This is a genomic window from Bacillus sp. ISL-4, assembly GCF_018613275.1.
GTDB classification, from domain to species: Bacteria; Bacillota; Bacilli; order Bacillales; family DSM-1321; genus Peribacillus; species Peribacillus simplex_E.
Window position 1 is genome coordinate 1 of the sequence record NZ_JAGGQN010000053.1, and the last position, 21,706, is coordinate 21,706.

A 21,706-nucleotide genomic window follows, 5' to 3' on the forward strand; every position below is an offset into this window, starting at 1 on the left:
GGCCTTAATCAGTTCCTCACGATCACTTTTAGCACCACTTTGTTTCTCCATGAATATCTTCTCACAGCCATATTCTTTTAACTTCTCTTCCTGTAAATCTAATGATTGATCAATGGTGCTTACTCGTCCGTATCCTATAATAGCCATTATGTACAACCTCTTTTCATTTGTCTAAAAGTTAATTAACTTCTGTAATTTTATTCTATACTAACTTCTGGACATTGCGAATGGTTATTTTAAGGGGGAATTGAGGTGTTTTTTCAAGTCTCTAGAACTTATAACTTTTAGAATCCTTTATGATTGAGATTGATGTATAATCAGAAAAAAAGAGCTGGAGGTTAATTGTACTTTTTAACCAAATCTAAGATAGCAATTTCAATAAGATCGGATTTATTGAATTTCTGTTGTTCTGCGAAGCTATCCAGCAAAACTCCAACTTCCTCATTTATGACAATCGTCTTCCGTACCTTTTTGCCTTTTTCTAATGTCACTACCCTTTGATACAAGTCATCGCCATGACTATCTTGCTGGTCGTTAAGAACATATCCTCTTATTAAATCTCTAAGAATCGCTCTTTCTTCTGGTGTGAATTCCGGGGGAATCGAACTTTTATCTTGAGTTAGTGGGCTATTCATTTCGAGGGGAATAGGGTGTGAATCCTTTTTCATGTCGTGTGAACTTTGATTCACGTTAAATGCATGTATAGGTGTAGTCCGTTTCACCTTAGGGTGACTATTATTTGATTTGATGAACTCAAACACTGATGTATAAAGAGGTTCTTCACCTTCACCTACATAGTACCAGCCCTTTTGACCAGAGTTTCGATACTCGTATCCAGCATTGTGTAAAGCTTCTTTTAACTTCTTCTCACCAATACGAACTTTCTCTTTTGCAATCTTGGCTATGGTATTTCCGGTTATCAATAGGTCGTCCAATATTTCCTTGATTTTCATGATTCACATTCCCTTCACACTGATATCACTCTTAATTCACCTATTCTACATTCTCGTGTGAATTCCCTCCGATATTTCGAACGGAATTACAAATACCATCACACCATAAACCATAAATCCAACACAAAATTCTCCGGGTCAAAGAAGGCAAAACGCAAAAAATCCTCGACATCTATATCTCGAATTGCTTCGAGGATGTCTATGAATACGTCCAAAAGGTCCAGAGCACCTATTTATTTCCATCCGAAAAGGGAGAACGCCCCATTACCCCTACTCAGGCCTACAGGCAATTAAATAAGGCTGCAGAGTTCCCTAGGGTGGAACATGTCAGCAACCATACCTTACGAAAAACGTTCGGCTATTAGTTTTACAAGGCTACGAAAGATATTGCCATGCTGTAAAGAATCTTGCATCATTACCATCCTTCTGTCACCCTGCGCTATATTGGCATTACTGAAGAAGAAAGAAAGAAAGAAAGAAACAACGTATTAAAACATTTTAGCGATTTTGTACACAATCAATATTAAAGGTTATGCTGTGCTGTTTATCTGCTTATCTCTAGTTCGTTACATAGAACTATCATTAATAGGATCCTTTGGACTAGGAAAACAAACTACATTCAAAGACAACTGAATTATGAGCCAAAGCATAATGTGTTTTGAAATTAATTTATAATGGGTATTTTAAAAAAAACAGTTTCTTATGTATGTCTTTATAGGAAATTGGCGAGGATAAAGGGGTGTGAGGACCTTTTTCTAAAGAAAATCGTTTAATATATCCTTTTTTTAAAAGAAAATCAATGGGGAAAAGCAAAAAAAACCAATAATTTATAAAAAAAACTTTCAAGATAAGAGTTTTTTTGTTAACATTAATGGTAACATTAATGTTACCAGACTGAGTCAGTAAGTTACTGAGCGTTGCATATATTGGTTTTACTGGAACGCCGAAGTGAGATAGAATCTCTCCTCACGAATATTCATACTCAACATATTATGAGCATGAATCTCATAAGAATTAAAAAAGCCACCCTATGGGGATAGGATGGCCGTCAGATCTATTAGGGAATAGATCTTGTATGTAGGTGGGGACCTACATATCTAAATGTTTTTTCACATCAGAAGCAATTTTCGCTATAGCTTTGCGGTATCCGACTCCAATCAGAAATGCAAAAGCTGTTAGCAATATGAAAGTGACGAATGACAAAATTCCAGTAGGAATAGTAAAACCAAACAGAATTACAGCGGGAATATACATCATTACCACTTCTGAGGCCGCCAGACCAAAAAAGAGACCAAACAGTATTAGGTAAATATCTTTTGTATCAAGTTTTCTCATAACCTTTTCACCTCCAAAGAGCAACGAAGGCTCATAAGGCTAAGCAAGGGCAACGGGAAAAATAAATACTCCATAGTAATCAATCCTTTATTTTATTTGGTACATTGCGTGGCGTACCTAACCAAATGTATATAAACAGGGATAAAGTTCCCCGGAGGACTCAAGAAAAAAAGCAACACAAAAAGCACCCGACAGGGGCATTTTTTTTTGCCTGTTTTTCGGGTTGAATATTCAGAATATTTAGTAATACGGATGGGAGCATAGTATCCCCACACCCAAATTTATCACAAATTAATTTGGGTTGTCAACCATTAAATTCCTAAATTACCATTCTTTTTATCCATTATACCCCAACATAATGATTTAAAATTACATTAGGTTTCCTAATACAATTATTTAGACGTTTCTTCGTCCTTTATACCAAAGACTTCTTTATGAATACCCCCGATTAAATCACCGATTTTCCCCTCTAACTCCTTATTATTTAAAAAGTTATTGACTTCGCATATAAACAACAAGCCAATAGCATAAATGACTCTTTCAATATATGTATAATCCGCTCTATCTTGAGACTCATTAAAATTAAAAATGAATTTATTCTCATGCACCTGTCCATGGTTCAAAACCGTACTAGGATTGAAGTGTATATATGAATTAAGATCAGTATAATGTGTCCGGTATATTTGTAGTTGATTGGTTTTAGCAGATAGTTTTCTCATATCATCTAAAAATTCATACTCTCTTGGCATTTTAAAGCCTTGATATTCCTTAATGAATTCCATATCTTCTACAGTTAAACCATCTGCATGTTTTAATTTAGCTGCCCGCTTGGCGTGTGAATTCTTTTCTAAAGCTTCATAACCCTCTTTAATCGTTGTGTTGTTTGTTTCAGACATCACATAAGTTAAATGGAAATAGGCTTCGATAAATGTTCTTAACAATGGCAATGCTTCATAACATGTGACATTTTTGTCTGGTGCTTCTTTTATATACAGCATGGTAATGAACAATCTTTTACATCGGTTATATAGCGTATAAAAGACCTTAGCAACATCTTGATTAGCACTGATATTGATGAACTCATCCGTTTCTTCCAGTTCAAAAAAAGCCCTTTTATACGTATTATCAACCAACTCTACCTTATCGACCACGATTACCTTCCCCCTTTTCAAATCACCAATGTTTTCAATATTTATTATTAAAAACCCTCTATTTAATCAATAAAATAATGTCATTCTTCTTCAACTAAACAGCGCGTTTTTGCTCGATTTAAGGACGTTTCTTTCCATAAAAGAAGAAGGAAAAGAATCTGTTTCGATAGAATGTTATAATCCTAATTGTAATTTAAAAAGGAAAGGGGGTTTTTTACCATTATGGACGATACGGAACAAATAGAAAGGCTTTACTCTCCTGGGGAAGTAGCTGATTATCTAGGTATAGAAAGACAAACCGTTACCAAGTATGCCCGGCTCCTGGAACAAAACGGCTATAACTTCCTTAAAGATGAAAAAGGAAACCGTAATTATACCGATTCAAACATTATGATGTTCAAAGAACTTATAAAGCAACGGAACCGCCCTGGCATAACTCTTGAAACGGCCGCAAAGTCAATTGTAGCAATATATGAAAGTAAGTCTGTATTCCCTATAGATACGCTTATACCCTCTGATATAACGCGCCTGAAACAAGATATAGCGGATAGAATGGACCAGCAAGACAAAACCATAGAAAAACAATCCGAACTGATCCGCGTTTTAGTGGAACGTTTAAGCGAAAAAACTAAATATGAAGAAGAACGAGATAAACGGTTTAATGAACGTTTGGATAAAATAGTAGAAGAAGTATCCGCTGCCGTGGTAAAAAAGCTGGATCAAAAGGAAAATCAGCTTTTATTAATGGCTAAAGAAGAAGTGGAAACCACTAAAAAAGAAGTGGCTGCTGCTAAAGAGGAAATAGAAGCAATTAAAGCAGAAAAAAAAGGCTTCTTCTCTCGACTTTTTGGAAAGTGAACCTTAACCCCAATCTAATGAAAGGGGTTTTTGTTTTGAAACATATATTCTATCGAGGTCCATTTCGTTTAAAGGTTAACCAAAACTAATTAGTTAATCTTTGATATACAAGGATTAAGAGGTTAACTAATGTTGTAGCTTTATGAAAATTTTAGAATAAAGTTCGATAATTTTTAAATTCTTCACCAACTTTTAGCTTTCAACAAAAAAGTCTTCAAATATTTCTTTATCCGATTTGTTCGTAAAACCATTGGGCCAGGTTCTTTTTTTGAACTCTGCGAATTCTTCATCTTTTTTTAGGCTCTCTATAAATTCTTCAAATAATGGATCTAAATCTAATTTTTCTTTTCCACCGTCAAATATATACGTAATAAACGGATAATTAACCTCACCATTAACAGTAAGACGTGTCTTTGAAAACGGATAAATATTACCTCTATATTCCAATTCATTAATAGGAAATTCATTTATTGGAAGATTCAAATCTACCATTATAGTTTTTTGCTCTTGAACAACCTGTTTGTGTGTGTCACATGAATTTCTTATGGAATTACTAATCGAAGTGCTAAGGATATTGAAATTTTGAAGTTTTTTAATATCTTTTTTAACATAATTGAAAATCAAATCTTTATCTTTTATTATTTCTTTTTCCGTTGATATAACCACATGACATTTCGTCGCCATTTACATCTCTCCTTTTATTTTCAATATTATTGTCCACTCCCCCCTCCATTTTATGGTAATTCAATAGACGAAACAAACATTTTATTTCAATCTTCTAGGAGTTTCTCAGGGAAACGGTTTATTTGTAATCCACAATTGTCTTTAAACCCTGGTTTTCATTATTAACTGAAAAGGCTATTCTCCAGGAAAGGGCCGGGTAGTATTTTTTGGAGAAAACCACTCAAAAAAATCTCCACCCTTTACCCTTGCCTTACGAATTTTGTCGGGTTTGTGTCTATCGCCAAGCCGAACATACCCAAAACGAGGATTAAGATATCCGGCTTGCTCTGCCAATCGTACCCGACAAACCGCCTGTGCTTCCGCTCCTACCGTTTCTTTTTAATCTTTATACAGATACACCAATAAGACCGCCTCCGCCTTCACACCCCAAAACAAGGGGGAATGAGCCATTTATGGCCATTCGCTTCCATTTACATACAGTTATTGTTTACAACTTTATCGCTAGTGCTATAATATAAGTGTCGAGAAGTTTTAAGAAGATGCTGCAGAATTGATAACTCTTTAAATCCATTAGACCTGGTGACAGGCAGGAGCCTCGAAAAAAATCGCTCGTATTGGAGGTTATGAACTTCAGGTAATCAGACCGGTACAAGACGTGTTTATGTTCAAGGGAGAGATTTTCAAATGCATGCGTTATCAGAGCAAATTAATTTTAGATTTACAAGTGCTGTTTGATGCCTAGAAACAGCAGCTCTCAACTGTTATAGCCAATAACAGTCATTTTTCATAAAAAAAGGGGTAGATGCTCATCACATCTACCCTTTTTTCTGTGTATTTTGCATATCCAACCGCCCATTTACACCGAGGCCTTGCCCCCTGAATTTTTTGCAGGTCCCATAGGGGTCATCACTCCCTAAAGCGCATAAACGGCTTGTTTTCAATACAGGCTATTGGCTAGAGTGACGAGAAACTACCCAGAGTTAGATCATAGGTATAATACTTGGTATTACTTGAAGCGTTCCGAGGATAGACTCGGAAATAAGTTCATATATCGGTGTGTATAGCCCCATAATGGACACAAACTGTGCCCCGGTTATATGACCTGCAACTAATGCATAAGCACTAAATATAGGGACTCCTAACATTCCAAGTGCGAATGCTATTACCAGGACCACACCTAGGGCAAAGGCTAAATTTCTAACCCTTGACCCTTTGTTGTTGTTGTTGTTGTTGCTTGGTTTCTTCCTTGTCGAGAAAGAAGAATGCGAGAATATTTTTAACATCTTTAACCTCTTCTTAGAGGACAAAGTATCTCAAACCCAACATAGTTATATTTTACCTCATTTGTTTCAATGTGTAACCCAATTGTAAAAATAAAAAAGGCCCTAAAGGCCCCTTATCTTTAAGCAAAAAAACATTATTCCTTTATTGAAATCCTTAATCATTTCCTCTTTTCCTGGTATATTTGCTAGGCTTGGCCTTGTCAACGGTAAATGTCTGACTGACCGTAGGGAAGGAATTTAAGGAGTTGATAAGTTATCTATCCCAAAGAAGCTTTCATGCCCTTCAAAACCCCCGTTTTGAAGTTGCCTAGTGGCGAGCGGCAAAGGGGCGTGGGGAATCTCCCCACATATTAAAAGTTTTGGCTAGGCTTTTTCAAAAGCCGGAATGGTTTAATCCTTAATCGGTTAATCCTTCATGGTTTTCCACTGGACCATAAATCATTTCTACATGATCCACCTTCCAGCCTTCACCCTCAACGAAAATCAATTCTGTTTTTATCATTGTCTGTTCCTTGCTGCTGTTACCTTCTACATTGATTTTCATATCCAATTCCGTGATATATTCAGCTGATGTTTTGTTTTCCCTATACTCATAGCTTTTAAGGTTTGAAGCGGAAACATGAACTTCCGCTTCTGACTCCCCTTTATAATCGACCGCCTGGAAAGCCTGGTCCGTCATGTACGGCTTTATTTGCTTGTTCCGCTCCTTTACGTTCTCATAGTTGAAAAAATACTGTAGGAAGGCTTTATTTGCTTTTTTTGCTTCGTCCTCTTTGAATGTAGAAAGCTTTTTGATTTCGTCCTGGTAGCTTTGTTTTAATGAAGTAGCTTCGGCCAGCTGATTTTGTAAGCTTGATACATAAAAAGCAATTAAGGCAAACAATACACCACCGATTAATAGCATCCTTTTTTTCATGATTGGCCCCCTTTTTTATTTTCCGCTGCTGACATATGGCAATGGATCAACCTTTTTTCCATTCAACGCAATTTCAAAATGTAAATGGTTCCCTGTGCTGCTCCCTGTGGTCCCGCAAGCTCCTATTTGTTGCCCGGCTTTGACTGTTTGCCCTGCCTTTACATTGATAGCGGATAAATGAGCGTATAGAGTCTCTAAATTGCTTCCATGCTGGATAGTAACCCTTTGCCCATATCCGGCCTTTGGGTTTCCTGGGTCCTGCCAACCCGCTTTCGTGACTTTCCCTTCTTTTGTTGAATAAATGGCATCCCCGCGCTGGCAACCAAAATCAGAACCGGCATGTAATTTATAAACCCCTGTAACTGGATTAACCCTCATTCCGAATTGAGAAGTTATTCTGACTTGATTTATAGGAAGTAGAAAGCCCTTAGCGTTTACAGGAATAGCGTTTGTATTGGGCATATAACGCAATACATTTTCAACATAATTCACATCACCGTACCGATCCCATCCTTGTTTTGCAGCCATCATATTTGAGAATTCAACGGCAACCGCTTTTGAATAGCCGCCCCGATCCAAGGCATAATCTATAAATCCCCCACCAAAGTTATAACTCTGTAAGGTTAGTTTTATATCTCCTTTTGCTTTCTTTAGAATGTCCGCAAAATAGGCTACACCCACCTTTATGCTATATTCCGGGTCCATAATGGTATTAGGGGGGAAACCCAGGCTTTCGCTGGATTGCATAACGTCTGGAACCCTCCCTCCTGATTCCTGCATGATCTTCGCTAATAGCAAAGGAACATGTTCTTCGACTCCATTTTCTAGCGCGTATTTCCTGACAAGCGGCTCATATCTTAAAACATCCGGGGAAATCAGAGCTGTTCCCCCCGGTATAAATTCCCCGCTCGTGTTACTTTCTGCGCCTTCCTCGTTACTGTAAGCCATTAAATACAAGGCAACTATAGCAACCAACCCGGCCAAGAAAAGTCCGATTGCCATAACCAGCCAAGTATAAGGGTTTTTCAGCAAAGCCCCTTTAATTGCGGTCTTTGCTGTATTTTTTGCTACATTTGCAAGCTGGCTCATTCTGATTTAATCCTTTTCGCTTCATTCCTGAAATTTGGCCCTCTAGCTTCCCGTGTAACGGCTGTTTCTCTCTGGCCTAACCCTTTAGCTTCTGGATAGGCTTCTTTGCTTCTACGCCCCATTTCTGGCCCTTTTCCGCGTCCTTGTTCTCTTTTGCGTTCTGGCTGTCTAAACCTTGATACATTTTCATAATTTGGCGTGCTGCTGTTCATATAAAACCCGGAAACTTCACTTTCAGGCGGTATTGAATTGGCTAGGCTTGAAAAAGAATCATTTTGCATACTTTCAACTTGTCTATGAGCTGATACATTATCTTTTTCTGCTTGCTGTACTCTGGCTGTTTGATTATCTTGGCTAGAATCATATTGTTGGTTTTCAACTTGTCTATGAGCGGAAACATTCTCTTTTTCCGCTTGCGGTACTCTGGCTGCTTGATTATCTTGGCTGGAAATAGAATCATATTGTTGGTTTTCAACTTGTCTGTGAATTGATCCATTTTCGTTTTCTGCAGGTGGGCCGGAATTCACTAGACTAGCCATTGAATCGATTGACTGGCTTTCTGCTTGTCTGTGAAGTGATTGAGCTGCTTCATTTTTATTTCCTTGTTGCTTCTCCCCGTCTTGTTGCTGTTTCCCGGCTTTCTCCCTCCAATCACTAATTGGAACTACCGATCCCTTTTCCTTGCCCTCATTTGTTCCGCTTGCTTGATTGGAACCTTTTTGACCTTGATTTAAGCTTTCCTGTCTATTTGCTGCAGAAGGATTTGAACCCTGGCCCCCTCCATTAATAACGCTTAAATTCCTTGCTGGGCTTTGTTGATTGTTGGTTGATTCTGTCCTTGCTGGGCTTTGTTGATAGTCGGCTGATTCTGTCCGTCCTAGTGTTTCCCTTGCTTTACCACCTAGCCGCATAGATTCACTGGTAACACGTTTTGTTAATTCCAGCCCTTTATTAGCGGTATTTGATACACTATACATAATTGATTGCTGAATCCTTTCAGCTGCATTATTGCCTTGGATCATACCAGCTGAAGCAACTTGCATAATTTGTGTACGGTATTTAAAAATTCCCCACATAACCAAAACTTGAATAAAAACTATCAGCATAAAGCCTTCTAAACCGTCCGTAACTTTAACTGATTCATATATTAGCGTGGCGATCCCTGTTGCTATCGCTATTAAGAGAACCAATGCAGCTTTATAAAGAATTAAATAAATTATTCCCTTAAAATGTACGGCTGCCGTTTCCGCATAGGTAGGAATTAAAGAGATAATCAGCGGTATTCCTATAAATATCACCATTGCCAGGAATCCCAACTGAAGCAAAAATTTAAAAGCTGCCATTGCCAGAACGGGGATAGATACCGCTATAGTGGAAATAAGGGTCAAAAGCACCTGGCCGAACCTTTCCGCGCTATAATCAGCGGACATATGAAAGTTTTCATTCGTTTCCACTTCTTCTTTTACAATTTCTTTCCGTTTCTCCTTCGCTTCTTCTTGATATGGTTTTATGGCTAACAAATTATTGATTCTTTCCGGGTCTTCTTTTACAATCTTGCTTTCTTTTGTTGTCCCGTAATTAAGCAGCAAGTAAGGTTTCTTTATCATTAAATCAAAAAGTTGATTCCTTAAAACCGCTGTTCCTTCCTGTTTGTCTGCTGGCTCATTACTGTTGAATTCATCTGATGTTAGTAAAACATTTGTAGAACTGGCCGCCCCTTCAATATCGGCACTTACTTCATTGATCCAAGTAACATTTTTCTCAACATCACTGAAAAACCATAAACTCGCTGTAAGGACCAAAACAACCCCTATAAACGCTTTGACCGCTGCTGCTACCTGTTGATTAACATAATATCTATAAGCAGCTACACCGACCGCAAAGGTTAAAAATAAACCAAGGAATATATCTGAAAAAGAATCAAATATCCGCTCACTTATTACCGATACTTGGCTGGATATTTGAGAAAAAATATCAAATGTCATTAGCGTTTCAACTGCAAAAATAGTAAATTTAGCAATTTGTTTGTTAATGCTCCATAACCCATCATTTAAACCAGCTAAAGCCTTGTCACCTGAAGATAGGATGCTGTCACCTGTTTGTGTTTCCACCTTGTAATGACTTAGCGGATATTTCTTATCTTCAAGTAAAACCCGCCCTATATATTCCTCATTTTCTTTTACCTCTATTTTTGGATCATCTGCTGAAACTGAAGCGGGAAGCAAAATACATAAGACCGAAAAGCAAAGTAACAACAATCTTTTAAATCCTTTCATGATTTCCTCCCCTTATTTACAGTTTATACAGGCGATCCGCTCAAATTTTCCCTCAATATCCTCTTTAGAAATATCTCGACTGGCTTCCATGTCTATTTTCCAATCTGAATCTTTTTCCCGGATAACTAAATCATTCCTAACTTTGGTTCCGTGCCCTGGGTTTTTATAGGTTGTAAAGACGTAATACCAATCAAATTCTTTATCAAAATAGACTTCATAACGGATATTTTCGCTTTTCAGCCCTGAATTTTTCTTTTTAGCGGTCTTCCCTATGTCATATGTCCCTTCCTTGTATAAAAGCTCTTGTTTAGCTTCAAAATCACGGTCCATATAAGCTTTTTCCCACTCGTAAGCGGTATTTATAACTTGCTCTGGCGGCTGCTGTCCGCAACCTACCAGAACACCGATAATCAAACCAGCTGATAAAAATTTGATCAGATTCATATGAAAGCTTCCTCCAATTCCGCTGTATTGTTTTTATCATCCTTTGTATTGAAGGCTTTCACCCATTCCGAGAAAAGAACGTCCGCTTTAATTTTGGCTGTCCTTCCGTAAATGTCTTCCATGATACATTCGCCTTCTGTGAGGTTCTTCAGCATATCCCTATTGGCTTTGTTGTCCTCTAGTCCCAGGTATTCAATGATATGGCCCGCTTCTTCTGCTGTTTTTGCTTTGAAAGCGAATTTTGTACCGATATTTTCCTTGATATCCGCTTTGTTATAATCCGATATAGATTGCGTTACAAGATATACAGAAGACTTTAACGAGCGGCCCGTCCTTAACATTTCTTTAATGAGCTTGTGCCCTTGTCCTGTGCTTGTAAGCATCCAGGCTTCTTCAAATATCGTTAATTTCGTTTGACTGTCATCCCTGGCGAACTTTGCCGCGAACTTGGCAAGCGGAATCATTAAGGCCACCGCTATATGTTCATCACGATTAGCAGGTTTTTCCCCTTCACCTGGAAGTGTTAAATTCTGAATCTGAAGGATGTTTACTTGTTCGGAAAGGTTTATCCCTTTTACGTTCCCATCCGAGAAAAGAAGCTTTGCTGTGCCGTTTGTGCCGATTTCATAAAGATAATTCCCTACATGTTTCACGGCTTCCACTGGATCCGCTTTCAACCGTTTGACTACTTTCAGCAATCCCGGCTGGCTTTCTTCTTTTATCACTGTTCTAACCGCTTCTGAAATGGCTGTTTTAATCTCCCTTTCATCACCTTTGATTTCTGCTAGGTATTCAAGAATAGAAAGTGCCGTGTCCTGTGCTTCCTCTTTCTCCAAAAATGTAAGCGGGTCTAGCTTTCCTGCATCCTGTATATCAGCTGAAAATGTAATGAAGTTGAACGAATTCACTATCTGGCTGAAATAGTCTTCACCTATCGATCTGAATTTCTTTTCTAGTTCATTTTTTGGGTCTGTAATAAGTACCTTTGCCCCCATGAAAATTGAATTAAGAATGATATCCTTCAGCAAGTAAGATTTCCCCATTCCTGTGGGTCCGCTGATAGTGCAATGAGGGGAAGAATATTTGCTCCCTTTCACTCCCAGGCGGGCTATGAATGGATCAAAGAAAACTAACTGTTTTGAATTTTCTAACCTTTCTCCTGGTAGTGAAATATCACGACCTAGATAGAATCCCGCGTGATTTCCTATTTTCCTAGTGAGTGAAAATAAAGATTCTGCAAATGATTCTGGCGTTAAAAGCTGTTCCCAATCATTCGCCACAATTTCCGCTCCTGGTATAGCTTGATGAAATAAAAGCAGCTGATCCGCTAAAGGCTGCACAACCTCTAAAGACTGTTCTTCATAACGTTTAATGATTGATTTAGCCCGCGCCCTGCATTGTTCTTTAGTTGATCCATAGACAACAAAATGAGCATGTGTTCTAATTACCGGCTTATTTTGGTTTTTAATATCGTTTTCAAGCTCATATAGGAGAACACGGCCCTGGCTAATTAATGTATCCTCATCCTCGTTCGCTTCTATAAGCTGCGCATCTTGTTCCCTGAACCGCTTTTTCATTTTGTTGGTTTCTTTATAGTCCTGCTCCCGGCCCTTATATACCGCTCTTATATTCATTTCAACCGGGAAGCTGAAAGCCTGGAATGAATGTGCCCAGGAAGAATATAAAAGATCAATGGGTAATTCTGAAATGGGAAGGAAAGCGCAATATGATTCTTTTTCTATTTGCTCAATTTTCAAGAATCCCGCTTCCTGTGGGTCTAAAATGCCTTCTGTAAGGCTATATAAGCCTTTTTTTTGCTCTGGCTTCCCTATCCCCCTCATGAACTGATAGCGGACCATATACCGCATTTCTTCTTCTGTCAGGCGGTACGCTTCTAAATATGCGCTGATTTCGGAAAAAGCTTCTTCTTCATTTGCTTTGAACTTCTTTGCAGTTTCCTGGACGTCAAAGCTTGTGCCCGCTCCTGTAAGCTGTTTAACGGTCTGGTTAATCCCTTTAAAAGCTTTTAAAACGCCTTGCATTGGCCCTTCATCACTTGAATTTTCTTCTTTCAGCTTCACGCCTATAAAAAATTTGTACTCCACCGCTTCTTTTACTTCATCGGCCAAAATATCTTTGGCTCTATTTGCGTAATACCGCCCTATTTCAGCGTATTGCCCCTCATATCTCCCGCTTATGTCATCTATCTTTTTTGAAATATCAATGGGGAAGGGAATGATTTTATAGTCAATTTCCTTAAAAGAGGAAAGCTGCCATGATAATTTTTTTAGGCTATAAATTAACTTGTCTTCCTGTTCCTTATCGTTAATCCCTATAGAATTTTCCCCTATTCGATAATAGGCCCAGGGGCTATTGTCTTTTGTGTAAAAAACATTGTCTTTTATATCTTCAGTCGGGAATTTAATCATCTATTTTCACCTCATATTGTCCGTATGATTGCTTTTTCTTCATTTGAGGCTGATACACCGCTTTATTGCTGCTGTAGCTGTACCGCCTGTAATAAAGGAATTTGAAGTATCCTAAAAAGAAACGATCTAACCGCTTTCCATTCACATTTTGTTTACATATCCACCCTGCAAGCATCCAGGGAACCAGACCATATACAACTAATTGAAATTGGAAAGGAATAATAGAATTTATTGATTTGTGAAAAAACGCAATCACGCTTAAAATGAGAAGTGCGACAAGAATCTGTCGCACCTGTATGCCTTTGGAGAAAGTCAATGCCATATCGCCCTTGCCGAGCTTGTGTATGGTTATTGGCTTTTTCCATAACTTCCGATAACAGCGGGCTTTTTCCCTCACGATAAACCACCGCGAGTAATTAACCCCCATACAGAACTTGCTAAGTCTTCAAACTCTCCTGGATTAGCAACTACCACCCAGCAAACAATCCCGAAAATCAAACTTGAAAAGAAAGCTCCCCATCTTTGATTAATAAAGGCTCTGACCAATGAAACACAACAAATAATGAAAATCACCGCGGCAATTTGTGTTGAAGCATAATCCGTTAATCCTGTTAAATCTGGCATATTATTTTCCTCCTAGTGTTTGTTTTAGATTTTCTACAAAATATTTTTCATTCTGCATGGAAAGAGTCAGTGTCATAGGCTGTTTAACCACTAAGCCGCTTTCCTGCTCTTTTAATTCCACTAAAGCTTTTACATCCCATTTGCCTTTTCCGGCCTTGTATACCGTTATTTCTTGCAATCCCTTGTACTGATATAACCCTTTCAAGCTGTCTGGCTTTTCCATCAAGTAAGCCATTTCTTCTTTGGTGTTTTCCGTATAAGAAGTAAGGAATTGAACGGTAAAATCCTTGATTTCTTCTGTTCTCTTAAAATCTTGGTTTGTTCTGGTCCCTTGATCCTTAACCGCTGCAAGCTTGCTCCCTGTTGGTATTGATTCAAAGTATGGCTGCTCTATTACATTGAACGTTTCGCCATTTGTTCCAAGCGGTACGGCTATGAGCATTTCTTTTTTGATTGGCTGCTGTTCCTGCTGCTCTGTAACTTCTCTTTTCGTTTTGCCTTTCTTTTCAACTTTTTTTACTTCCTTGATATTAATAACTTCATAGTTGATTCTGAAAAATAATTCTGCTGATTCTGCCTTTACATTCTCGATTTTATAAAGCTTTATATCCTTTAAAACCCGCTTCCCTTTGAAGTCTGCTAGGTTTTCCACCCGATCCATTGATAATCCTTCAGCAAAGTAATTCTGAAGCTTTTCTACCCGCTGCTCCCGGCCCTCCTTATCTGCTGGAATGGCTATATAGTCTTTTGCAAACCTTTCTGCATAATCCTCACCAGCCGGGGAAGAAACGAAAGCGGATTGATTAATGCCTTTTATCTGCGCCTGTGCTTCACTTTGAAACCCATTGAGCTTTTCATTTATAAATCCTGTTCTCGTGTATGATTGAAAAGCTAGAAAGAATATTGCCACTAAAACTACATAAAACCCAGCTGTTACAATGGTTCCGGCCTTATTCCTTTTGAGCTTCCTTTCTTGCTTCAACATCTTGGTTTTCCCGGCTTTAAATTTACTTTTCAACGCTTCGGGTATTTTCACTTTGTTTAATCCCTCCTAAATTTAAGGCGTTTCTCACATAAACCCGGCGCGTATACGTGCCCGCCTTTTCTTCTTTCATTTTTCGTTTTATGAATATCTCACCAACCTGTAAATTTTTTATAGTGTTTGGATGCGCTATGAACCTTTCAACCCCTCTCACTGTGCCCATTTCGCTGTAAACCTGGCGCAAATTGTGTTTTTTCTCAACCTGTGAGGTAATTTCCTGGTCTTCAAAGGTTCCGAACTGACTTGCAAGCTTTTCCGCGTCTTCAGCTTCAACGCGACCTGTTGCCAAAATACCGCAGTTAGAAATAATACGATTAGTAAGAAATGGCTCTACCGCGTCAATATCTGCTAGTGATTGAGTGGAAATGATACATTCAAACCCTGCTGACCGTGATTTATTTACAATGTCCACTATTTCACCGTTTCCATATGCTGAAAATTCATCATATATCGTTAATGTTTTCTTTTTACCAGTGGCTTGGCGGTATGCTACTAGGCTATTTACATCTAAAATAATGATCTTGCCGAGCTTTTTAATGTAATCCCTGTAACGGCTGCCGGATATGCTGAAAATCACTACATTTCCCTCGTCCGTTATCTGTCTTAGATCAATTTCCTTATTAGAGCTTACAAATAAATGGCCTAAATCACTTTCCAGCAGCTCTCCAAGCTGGTTTTTTAACCCTGTCAGGCATCGTTCCGCTTCTTCATCCGCAAGGATTGAGACAAAAATATCTTTTAGTTCCTGGAGGTTATCGTCTAAATATTTGACTGTTTGCTTTTGAAGCTCCATAACCTTCACTTTTCTAGTTTTTTTCTTTTCGGATTTTTTCTTTTTGGTTTTTACTGCTGCCTTTTCCCTTTTTTTCGGGGTTTCTTCTGGCGTTTCTTCTGCTTCAGGCGGCATAGAACCAAAAAGGCTTTGGTCTTCTTCCTGGTTAGGTACTGAACCGAAAAGGCTTGCGAGCTGGTCCTCTTCCTGGCTGATTTCCGGCTGTTTTGCTTTCTGTTCTGGCTCTTGAATCAGTCCCAGGGAAGCTAATTGGTCTTCTTCCTGGCTAGAATCTGTATTTTCTTCAGGCTGATCCTCTGGAATTTCTTCTACTCTTTCGACCTCTACTTCTACCTCAATTTCCTTTGTTTTTTCAAAAGATTGAAAAAACTTAAAAACTTCAAGGCCTGTAAGCTTATAAACGTTTTGAAGCTCTCTCTTGGTTCCTGTTTCATCTAGCAGCTTCACAACTAATTGAAGGTAGCGAGAACTGAAATTTTTATAATATGGTTCGCTCCATTCAAAAAGATTCATTATTTTGTCGCGTATTTCTGTCGGAGTACCATGTTTTATAGGATTGTAGGTGTACGAATCGACTTCAGAGAACATATAAACCTTTTTGCCGTATGCTTCACAAAACTTTTTAAACTCCTGCATGGCTGCATATTCGCCTTTTCCATCGACAAATATGATTGACTTATCGTTATTTAAAGCTCCTTCCATAACTGAAGCTAACAAAGTGGTTTTCCCTGTCCCTGTGCCCCCTACCGCTAACATATGGTAGTTAAATTCATCACCTTTAAGCTCCACCCGCTCTTTAAATTCCGAATATCCTATAAAAGTATCTTTGGAATCGCTCTCCCTGTACTTCTTTTGCTGTTTATTTAGGAACTTTAAGCGGTTTTTTCTGAAGGAAACATACTTGCTTTCCTCTTTCTGTTTTTTGATTTCCGATTGCTTTGATTTAACAGAATGCTTCCAGAAATACTTTCCAAGTATGGAAAAGGCCATAATAAAAACCATTGAAAGAGCCAATACACTAAGATAAGATGAAAAATTCATTTCTAGTGGCTTGTGCGACAACTTTTCAATGGCTGGGACAACATACGGTACATTCATTTCTTTAAAAATGGCTAAATAACTAAATATTTTTCCTGTTAAAGCCTGAAAAATTAGAATCAGCGCGCCCGCTATACCTATATAGGGGGAAATGACTTCTTTTTTTAAGGCTTTCAGGACTGCAACTCCTATCATGGCTAGGATCATCGGAATAATGAAGAAGGCTCCTGCAATAATTCCTACACCCCATAAAACTAATTGTTCAATTTCCTGGTCCGCTTTCCCCTTCCCCTGTGGTTTTTCCATTTGTTGCTCCATTTGGCAACACCTCTTCCCATTTGTCTTTTAAAATGACTTCGGGAATATCATAAACCTTGATTTTATCGCCATTGAGAAGCTTGTTTTTGGCCGTTACCACTCCATTTTTAATTTTTACGGAGTTTGCAAAGTACCAAACCGCTGCATAATCACCGCTGGATAAAGCAGGTTCAAAAACTTCTTTAAATTTTTCGTCATATCGTTTTTGTTCCTTCTTATTTATTTCAAGCTCTATCCAGATTTTTTGAGTGACACCATTTCCCCTTATAAAAAAGATGGAATCAGGTATCCGCTCCCTATTTTCGTTATACTTTTTCAGCTTTGAAGCATTATCGCCTTCCCCAATCGCTTCATATCTGATTTCTCTTTCAGATTTATAAGCAAATTCTAAACCCTTTTTTTTGGTGAAAAACTCATAATACAAAGCCAAATCCGTTAATAATAGCTCATGTTTAATGGTGTATAACGAAAGTTTTGCCGGTACTGTTACATCAACTTCGACAAGATCCCTGGCTTCTGTGGTCCCGATATATACCCCGACTTTATGAGCTAACATTTCATGCCTGACAAAGCCGCGCTCCTTCAATTTCCTTAATCTGCGGTAAACAGCGTAAATATTATTTTCCTGGAACTTTAAAAAAATCTGCTGTGCTGTCACTGTCCCGGATTTCAAAATGAATTTTATATAATTAATATCTTTTTCTTTAAGTGCGCTATACTTAATCACCATTTAATCAATCGACCTCTTTCTTCTTAATTAATGTTCACCTGCTTTCTAAAAATTCTACCAAATACCCATGCAACTATATACACAAAAAGCGTAAATAACTTTGCAATTAGAAACACCAACAACTTTATAAACAGAACCGCAATATAGAATACAACTGAATACGCAAATCCAATCAATCCTAACATCGGTATAAACACTCTAAAATTAATTAACTTCACCCCTCCCAGAATCCGAATATTTATTCAACACAAATCCAAAATATACATTCTTCCTACTCACTCCTGGAATCCCATCACCTCCCTAAAATCCAACCAAACCCAATCTCTTGAACTTGATCTTGAACTTATCTTTTGACCTTATCTCTTGACCTTATCTCTTATCTCTTATCCCTTGACCTTATCTCTTATCCCTTGACCTTAATCCCTTATCCTTATCTCTCCCTTATCTCTTTCTTAACCACTCCCACCCCCAACACTTATCTTGTCCCTGGCCCACATTTATCGAAGTAACAGAAGACCTCATATCACCAAAAGTACGTAGTACGTTGGGGGTATGAGGTCTTCTGTTGGCCCACGAGATATATTTGGGCCAGGGACCTCCATATATAAGGTTTTGAGTGGTTAAAAACCGTAAATAAAACCGAAACGCAATTTACTTTTTATTTCTCTTTTGTTTCTTATTTCATTTACGGTTTTTGTTTGTACTTTTATCTTACTTCTTATTCTTTCCATTTACAACCCATAAAACCCAAAACAGGTAATAATTCCTAATTGTCCCGACCTCTCTTTTGCTTGTCCATAATTTCCGTTAACCGTCCTGATCCATACAAAAAAACAGCTTTCTAAAGTTCAGCAGCCTTTATTCTTTTTTGATTCTGGACCGTGTAAGAAAATCTTCACTCTTTATAAAACAAAAAATAATCATATTAAAACTTTAGCTTTTAAGGATGTTAAATATTGAATATTTTTATGCATAAAAAAAACCTCAAGCAGTTTATGCTTCAGGTCTTATTCCTAGTCTTTTTTATGTAAGGATCTATTATACATTAATGTTGTTTTTTGAACGGTGTCAGTAGGTACGTTTTCTCTCGGTGATTTCCTTAAATAATATGTTGTTTAGTAAGCTGCTTCTCTAATATTTGAGTCTCTCTATATTCCTTCGCTTCTGATATCATTGTAAATTCAATAAAAGCATTGTGATTTTGATGAACAATTTTTTTTATTTCATTTAGTGTTACTCTAAAAAATTCTTTTCGCTCATTTATTCTGTTGACTCTTCTATGATGAAATGCTCTATGTAAGGATGCTTCTAATGCTGGAGCATCTTCTGAAAAAATCATTGCATGAACATCGAAATGAAACGGAACTGATGCACCTCCAAGTTCTCTAACCCGGTCCATAGGTTCCAAACGCCTTGTCATACCAATCTTGTATACATTTTCACCAAAACAACCAATATTTGAGATGACATATACATATCCTGCCCTGGTATTTTTAACCCTATAATCTACCTTTTCTTTTTGTTCTCTGATTTCCTCTAATCTATTTTTATACTGGAGCATTTCTTGTTCACTTACTTGTGAGGAAAGCTGTGAAATAACATTGAGTAAGTGTTGTTCTTCTTTCTTGATTATATTCAGTTCTTCCTCAAGCTCCTTTTGTACCTTTATTTCCTCTCTGATTAATTCGTTAATTCTTCTTTGTTCTTCCCTTTCTTCTTGCTTTTTCTCTGCATACTCATGAACTAAAAATAATTCTTCTAATTTTAGGTGTAAATATTCTTCCCTGATAGAAATTGAATTGTACTTATTTAGCTTGTTAATATCATAAAAAGAAGAACGTATCTTTTTCTCGGAAACCTCGACGTTATTAAATTTCACTTTGCTAATAACAGCATCGCACTCGTTATTAAAAAATCTGATAGCCAGTTTAATTTGTTGTTTGCTTTGTGCGCTTTCTGATACCACGTTGGGAACTATATTTTCCTCTTCTAAGGAGATCATATCGTATTTAGTCGCTCTCTTCTCTCTTACTAATTGCTTTTGCTTACTTCTAACCATAGCCAAATATGTTAAATACTCTTGGGAATTTTCCAGAAAAAATTTATTATCATAAAATCCAAATGATTGAAGTAAGACTTCATCCTCTAAGTTAATCCTCTTGTTTTCAAGAATACGAATTTGCCGTTTTATCTCTTCTAGTTCATGCTCTCGATTATTATCCTCTTCCTTACCTTTTGCTATTAAGTTGAGCAATGCTGTTTCCTGAGTGATCTTTGCTCTTATTTCCTGTTCTTTCTTAATAAGAGCATCTTCCCATAGAAATAAAGCGTCTTCTTTCTCTTTTATCTTTGAGACCATTTTAATGGTCTGTGTAAGATGGATTAGACCTTTATCTTTTTGTTTTTGAAGAATCAACCTCTCAATCTCTAATTCTCTTTCACCGAGAGCATTTTCTAAATGATGTATTCTTTCCATATTTTCGTTAAGTTTTTTGTGGGTATTTTTAGTTTCTTTATTAATTCGAACTAGCAAAATAATCCCGATTATTATTGGAAGGATTAAAAACCAAAGGGCAAACATAATTGCAATAAACCACATAGATAAATACCAGCTATTTTTCCCCATTATAATCTCCTGAAATTAGTAGTTTATTACATTTTACATTTTTTCAGATAAATAAGAAATTAAGTTTGGTACAGGTGACTTTTTTCAATTCAGTTTATTAATAATAAAATTGATATCGTCATCAATTTCACTCGATATTTTTGATATTTGTATCTATCCAATCATTCACTTTTTCGTGCATGGTTTTTGTGGTATCCACCACTTCATGTGCTACATAAGCCACAATTTGAAAGATTGATATATTGGTATCCCCATTTAATTTGTTTATGTACTTTTGGATGGTCCGCAGCCTTTTAAGCCTTTCTGGATCAAGCAGACGGACAAGCTCCGAATCCACCACTTCATTGAAGATTTCTGTATTACGAATGCCTGACGTCAGTAGCATAGTTGTTGCCAAACTAACACTACAATCCATCGAAAAAGCCAGGGTAGAAATTCTGTCATGCTCGCAAGCTTTGAATCTTAAATGAAGCCTTTTCTTCTGAATGATATTTCTCTTCTGGATTACCTCTGCTTCAAGGTCACCTCTAAAAATCGTATTATCGTGCCTGTAGTCTCTTTTGAAATACATGGCCAAGCTCTCAATGCATTCCCTATTGTTTATCGCAGAAATGATAAACATTTCCCCCACATCTTTCACGGGCCTATTTAAAACATAACTTAGATCATGACAAATTTCATTCAAAGATTCTGAGATTGTTGGTTTGATATCTCTTTTTTTATCGCAACGAACTTTTCTTTTTGCTGTCTGGCTTCCCTCTTTCATAAGCTCTTTCCCCTCCCTAAAGTGAAAATACGCTATGTACACTATCTATATGTACCAGAAATATGAACTATTCCAGCAGAGAGGAAGATGTTTAACAATTCCAAATTTTGACCATACTTGTACCATCAAAGCACATAAAAAGGAGAGTGTGGATCATGGCTAAACAAGTGGTAAACATGACAAAAAAAGAAGGCTTGGAACTACTAAATAAAATCAAAGCTCATTCAGAGAAAAAAGGATATCCGGGACCAGTGACAAAGAAAAAGAAAAAAGCCTGAAGCATTTTCGCTTCAAGGCTATTTTTCACCAGATCCTTATAGGGGTACGGAAACGATTCGAGGAATGAGGGGC

At 37.5% G+C, this 21,706-nt stretch carries 20 protein-coding genes; 2 read left to right on the forward strand and 18 right to left on the reverse strand.

The window, feature by feature from the left end; all coding sequences use genetic code 11:
• The 4 genes from J7J00_RS24715 to J7J00_RS24730 form a co-directional block, all read right to left on the reverse strand.
• On the reverse strand, positions 1 to 147 hold a 147-nt coding region (locus J7J00_RS24715; RefSeq protein ID WP_214795520.1), incomplete at its 3' end, for a recombinase family protein.
• A 191-nt stretch (positions 148 to 338) separates the two neighbouring features.
• Positions 339 to 953, reverse strand: coding sequence for a hypothetical protein (locus J7J00_RS24720; RefSeq protein ID WP_214795472.1), 615 nt, complete (start codon positions 951 to 953; stop codon positions 339 to 341).
• Positions 954 to 2,042: 1,089 nt separating this feature from the next.
• On the reverse strand, positions 2,043 to 2,288 hold the full coding sequence (locus tag J7J00_RS24725) for a hypothetical protein (RefSeq protein ID WP_214795474.1): 246 nt from the start codon (positions 2,286 to 2,288) through the stop codon (positions 2,043 to 2,045).
• Positions 2,289 to 2,680: 392 nt separating this feature from the next.
• A complete protein-coding gene (locus tag J7J00_RS24730) occupies positions 2,681 to 3,439 on the reverse strand; it encodes a DUF5677 domain-containing protein (RefSeq protein WP_214795476.1) in 759 nt (252 codons plus the stop codon).
• A gap of 222 nt (positions 3,440 to 3,661) precedes the next feature.
• Here J7J00_RS24730 and J7J00_RS24735 point away from each other — a divergent pair, with 222 nt between their 5' ends.
• Positions 3,662 to 4,297, forward strand: coding sequence for a hypothetical protein (locus J7J00_RS24735; RefSeq protein WP_214795478.1), 636 nt, complete (start codon positions 3,662 to 3,664; stop codon positions 4,295 to 4,297).
• Positions 4,298 to 4,489: 192 nt separating this feature from the next.
• Here J7J00_RS24735 and J7J00_RS24740 read toward each other — a convergent pair whose 3' ends face one another.
• The 14 genes from J7J00_RS24740 to J7J00_RS24805 form a co-directional block, all read right to left on the reverse strand.
• Positions 4,490 to 4,981, reverse strand: coding sequence for a hypothetical protein (locus J7J00_RS24740; RefSeq protein WP_214795480.1), 492 nt, complete (start codon positions 4,979 to 4,981; stop codon positions 4,490 to 4,492).
• 980 nt (positions 4,982 to 5,961) lie between these two features.
• Positions 5,962 to 6,264 carry a hypothetical protein gene (locus tag J7J00_RS24745; RefSeq protein WP_214795482.1) on the reverse strand — a complete coding sequence of 101 codons (303 nt, stop codon included), beginning with the start codon at positions 6,262 to 6,264 and terminating at the stop codon, positions 5,962 to 5,964.
• A 397-nt stretch (positions 6,265 to 6,661) separates the two neighbouring features.
• On the reverse strand, positions 6,662 to 7,180 hold the full coding sequence (locus J7J00_RS24750; protein WP_214795484.1) for a hypothetical protein: 519 nt from the start codon (positions 7,178 to 7,180) through the stop codon (positions 6,662 to 6,664).
• 15 nt (positions 7,181 to 7,195) lie between these two features.
• Entirely contained in the window at positions 7,196 to 8,269 is a 1,074-nt protein-coding gene (locus J7J00_RS24755; protein ID WP_214795486.1) for a lysozyme family protein, read from the reverse strand.
• Complete coding sequence (locus J7J00_RS24760; RefSeq protein ID WP_214795488.1) at positions 8,266 to 10,545, reverse strand: CD3337/EF1877 family mobilome membrane protein; 2,280 nt, start codon at positions 10,543 to 10,545, stop codon at positions 8,266 to 8,268. The genes J7J00_RS24755 and J7J00_RS24760 overlap by 4 nt, the downstream gene beginning before the upstream one ends.
• Before the next feature lie 12 nt (positions 10,546 to 10,557).
• Positions 10,558 to 10,989, reverse strand: coding sequence for a hypothetical protein (locus tag J7J00_RS24765; protein ID WP_214795490.1), 432 nt, complete (start codon positions 10,987 to 10,989; stop codon positions 10,558 to 10,560).
• A complete protein-coding gene (locus J7J00_RS24770; RefSeq protein WP_214795492.1) occupies positions 10,986 to 13,418 on the reverse strand; it encodes an ATP-binding protein in 2,433 nt (810 codons plus the stop codon). Before J7J00_RS24770 ends, J7J00_RS24765 begins: the two co-directional genes overlap by 4 nt.
• Positions 13,411 to 13,815 carry a TcpE family conjugal transfer membrane protein gene (locus J7J00_RS24775; RefSeq protein ID WP_214795494.1) on the reverse strand — a complete coding sequence of 135 codons (405 nt, stop codon included), beginning with the start codon at positions 13,813 to 13,815 and terminating at the stop codon, positions 13,411 to 13,413. Before J7J00_RS24775 ends, J7J00_RS24770 begins: the two co-directional genes overlap by 8 nt.
• Complete coding sequence (locus J7J00_RS24780) at positions 13,812 to 14,042, reverse strand: TcpD family membrane protein (protein WP_214795496.1); 231 nt, start codon at positions 14,040 to 14,042, stop codon at positions 13,812 to 13,814. Before J7J00_RS24780 ends, J7J00_RS24775 begins: the two co-directional genes overlap by 4 nt.
• A 1-nt stretch (position 14,043) precedes the next feature.
• A complete protein-coding gene (locus tag J7J00_RS24785; protein WP_214795498.1) occupies positions 14,044 to 15,078 on the reverse strand; it encodes a conjugal transfer protein in 1,035 nt (344 codons plus the stop codon).
• Positions 15,050 to 17,233, reverse strand: coding sequence for a TraM recognition domain-containing protein (locus tag J7J00_RS24790; protein ID WP_214795500.1), 2,184 nt, complete (start codon positions 17,231 to 17,233; stop codon positions 15,050 to 15,052). Before J7J00_RS24790 ends, J7J00_RS24785 begins: the two co-directional genes overlap by 29 nt.
• Positions 17,178 to 17,963, reverse strand: a complete 786-nt coding sequence (locus tag J7J00_RS24795) for a hypothetical protein (protein WP_214795502.1) — start codon at positions 17,961 to 17,963, stop codon at positions 17,178 to 17,180. Before J7J00_RS24795 ends, J7J00_RS24790 begins: the two co-directional genes overlap by 56 nt.
• A gap of 1,099 nt (positions 17,964 to 19,062) precedes the next feature.
• On the reverse strand, positions 19,063 to 20,589 hold the full coding sequence (locus J7J00_RS24800) for an SNIPE associated domain-containing protein (RefSeq protein ID WP_214795504.1): 1,527 nt from the start codon (positions 20,587 to 20,589) through the stop codon (positions 19,063 to 19,065).
• A gap of 127 nt (positions 20,590 to 20,716) precedes the next feature.
• Positions 20,717 to 21,355: a hypothetical protein gene (locus J7J00_RS24805; RefSeq protein ID WP_214795506.1), complete on the reverse strand. Its 639-nt coding sequence runs from the start codon at positions 21,353 to 21,355 to the stop codon at positions 20,717 to 20,719.
• A 155-nt stretch (positions 21,356 to 21,510) separates the two neighbouring features.
• Between J7J00_RS24805 and J7J00_RS28400 the strand changes: the two genes are divergently transcribed.
• Positions 21,511 to 21,633, forward strand: coding sequence for a hypothetical protein (locus J7J00_RS28400; RefSeq protein WP_286201563.1), 123 nt, complete (start codon positions 21,511 to 21,513; stop codon positions 21,631 to 21,633).
• Positions 21,634 to 21,706: the final 73 nt, after the last annotated feature.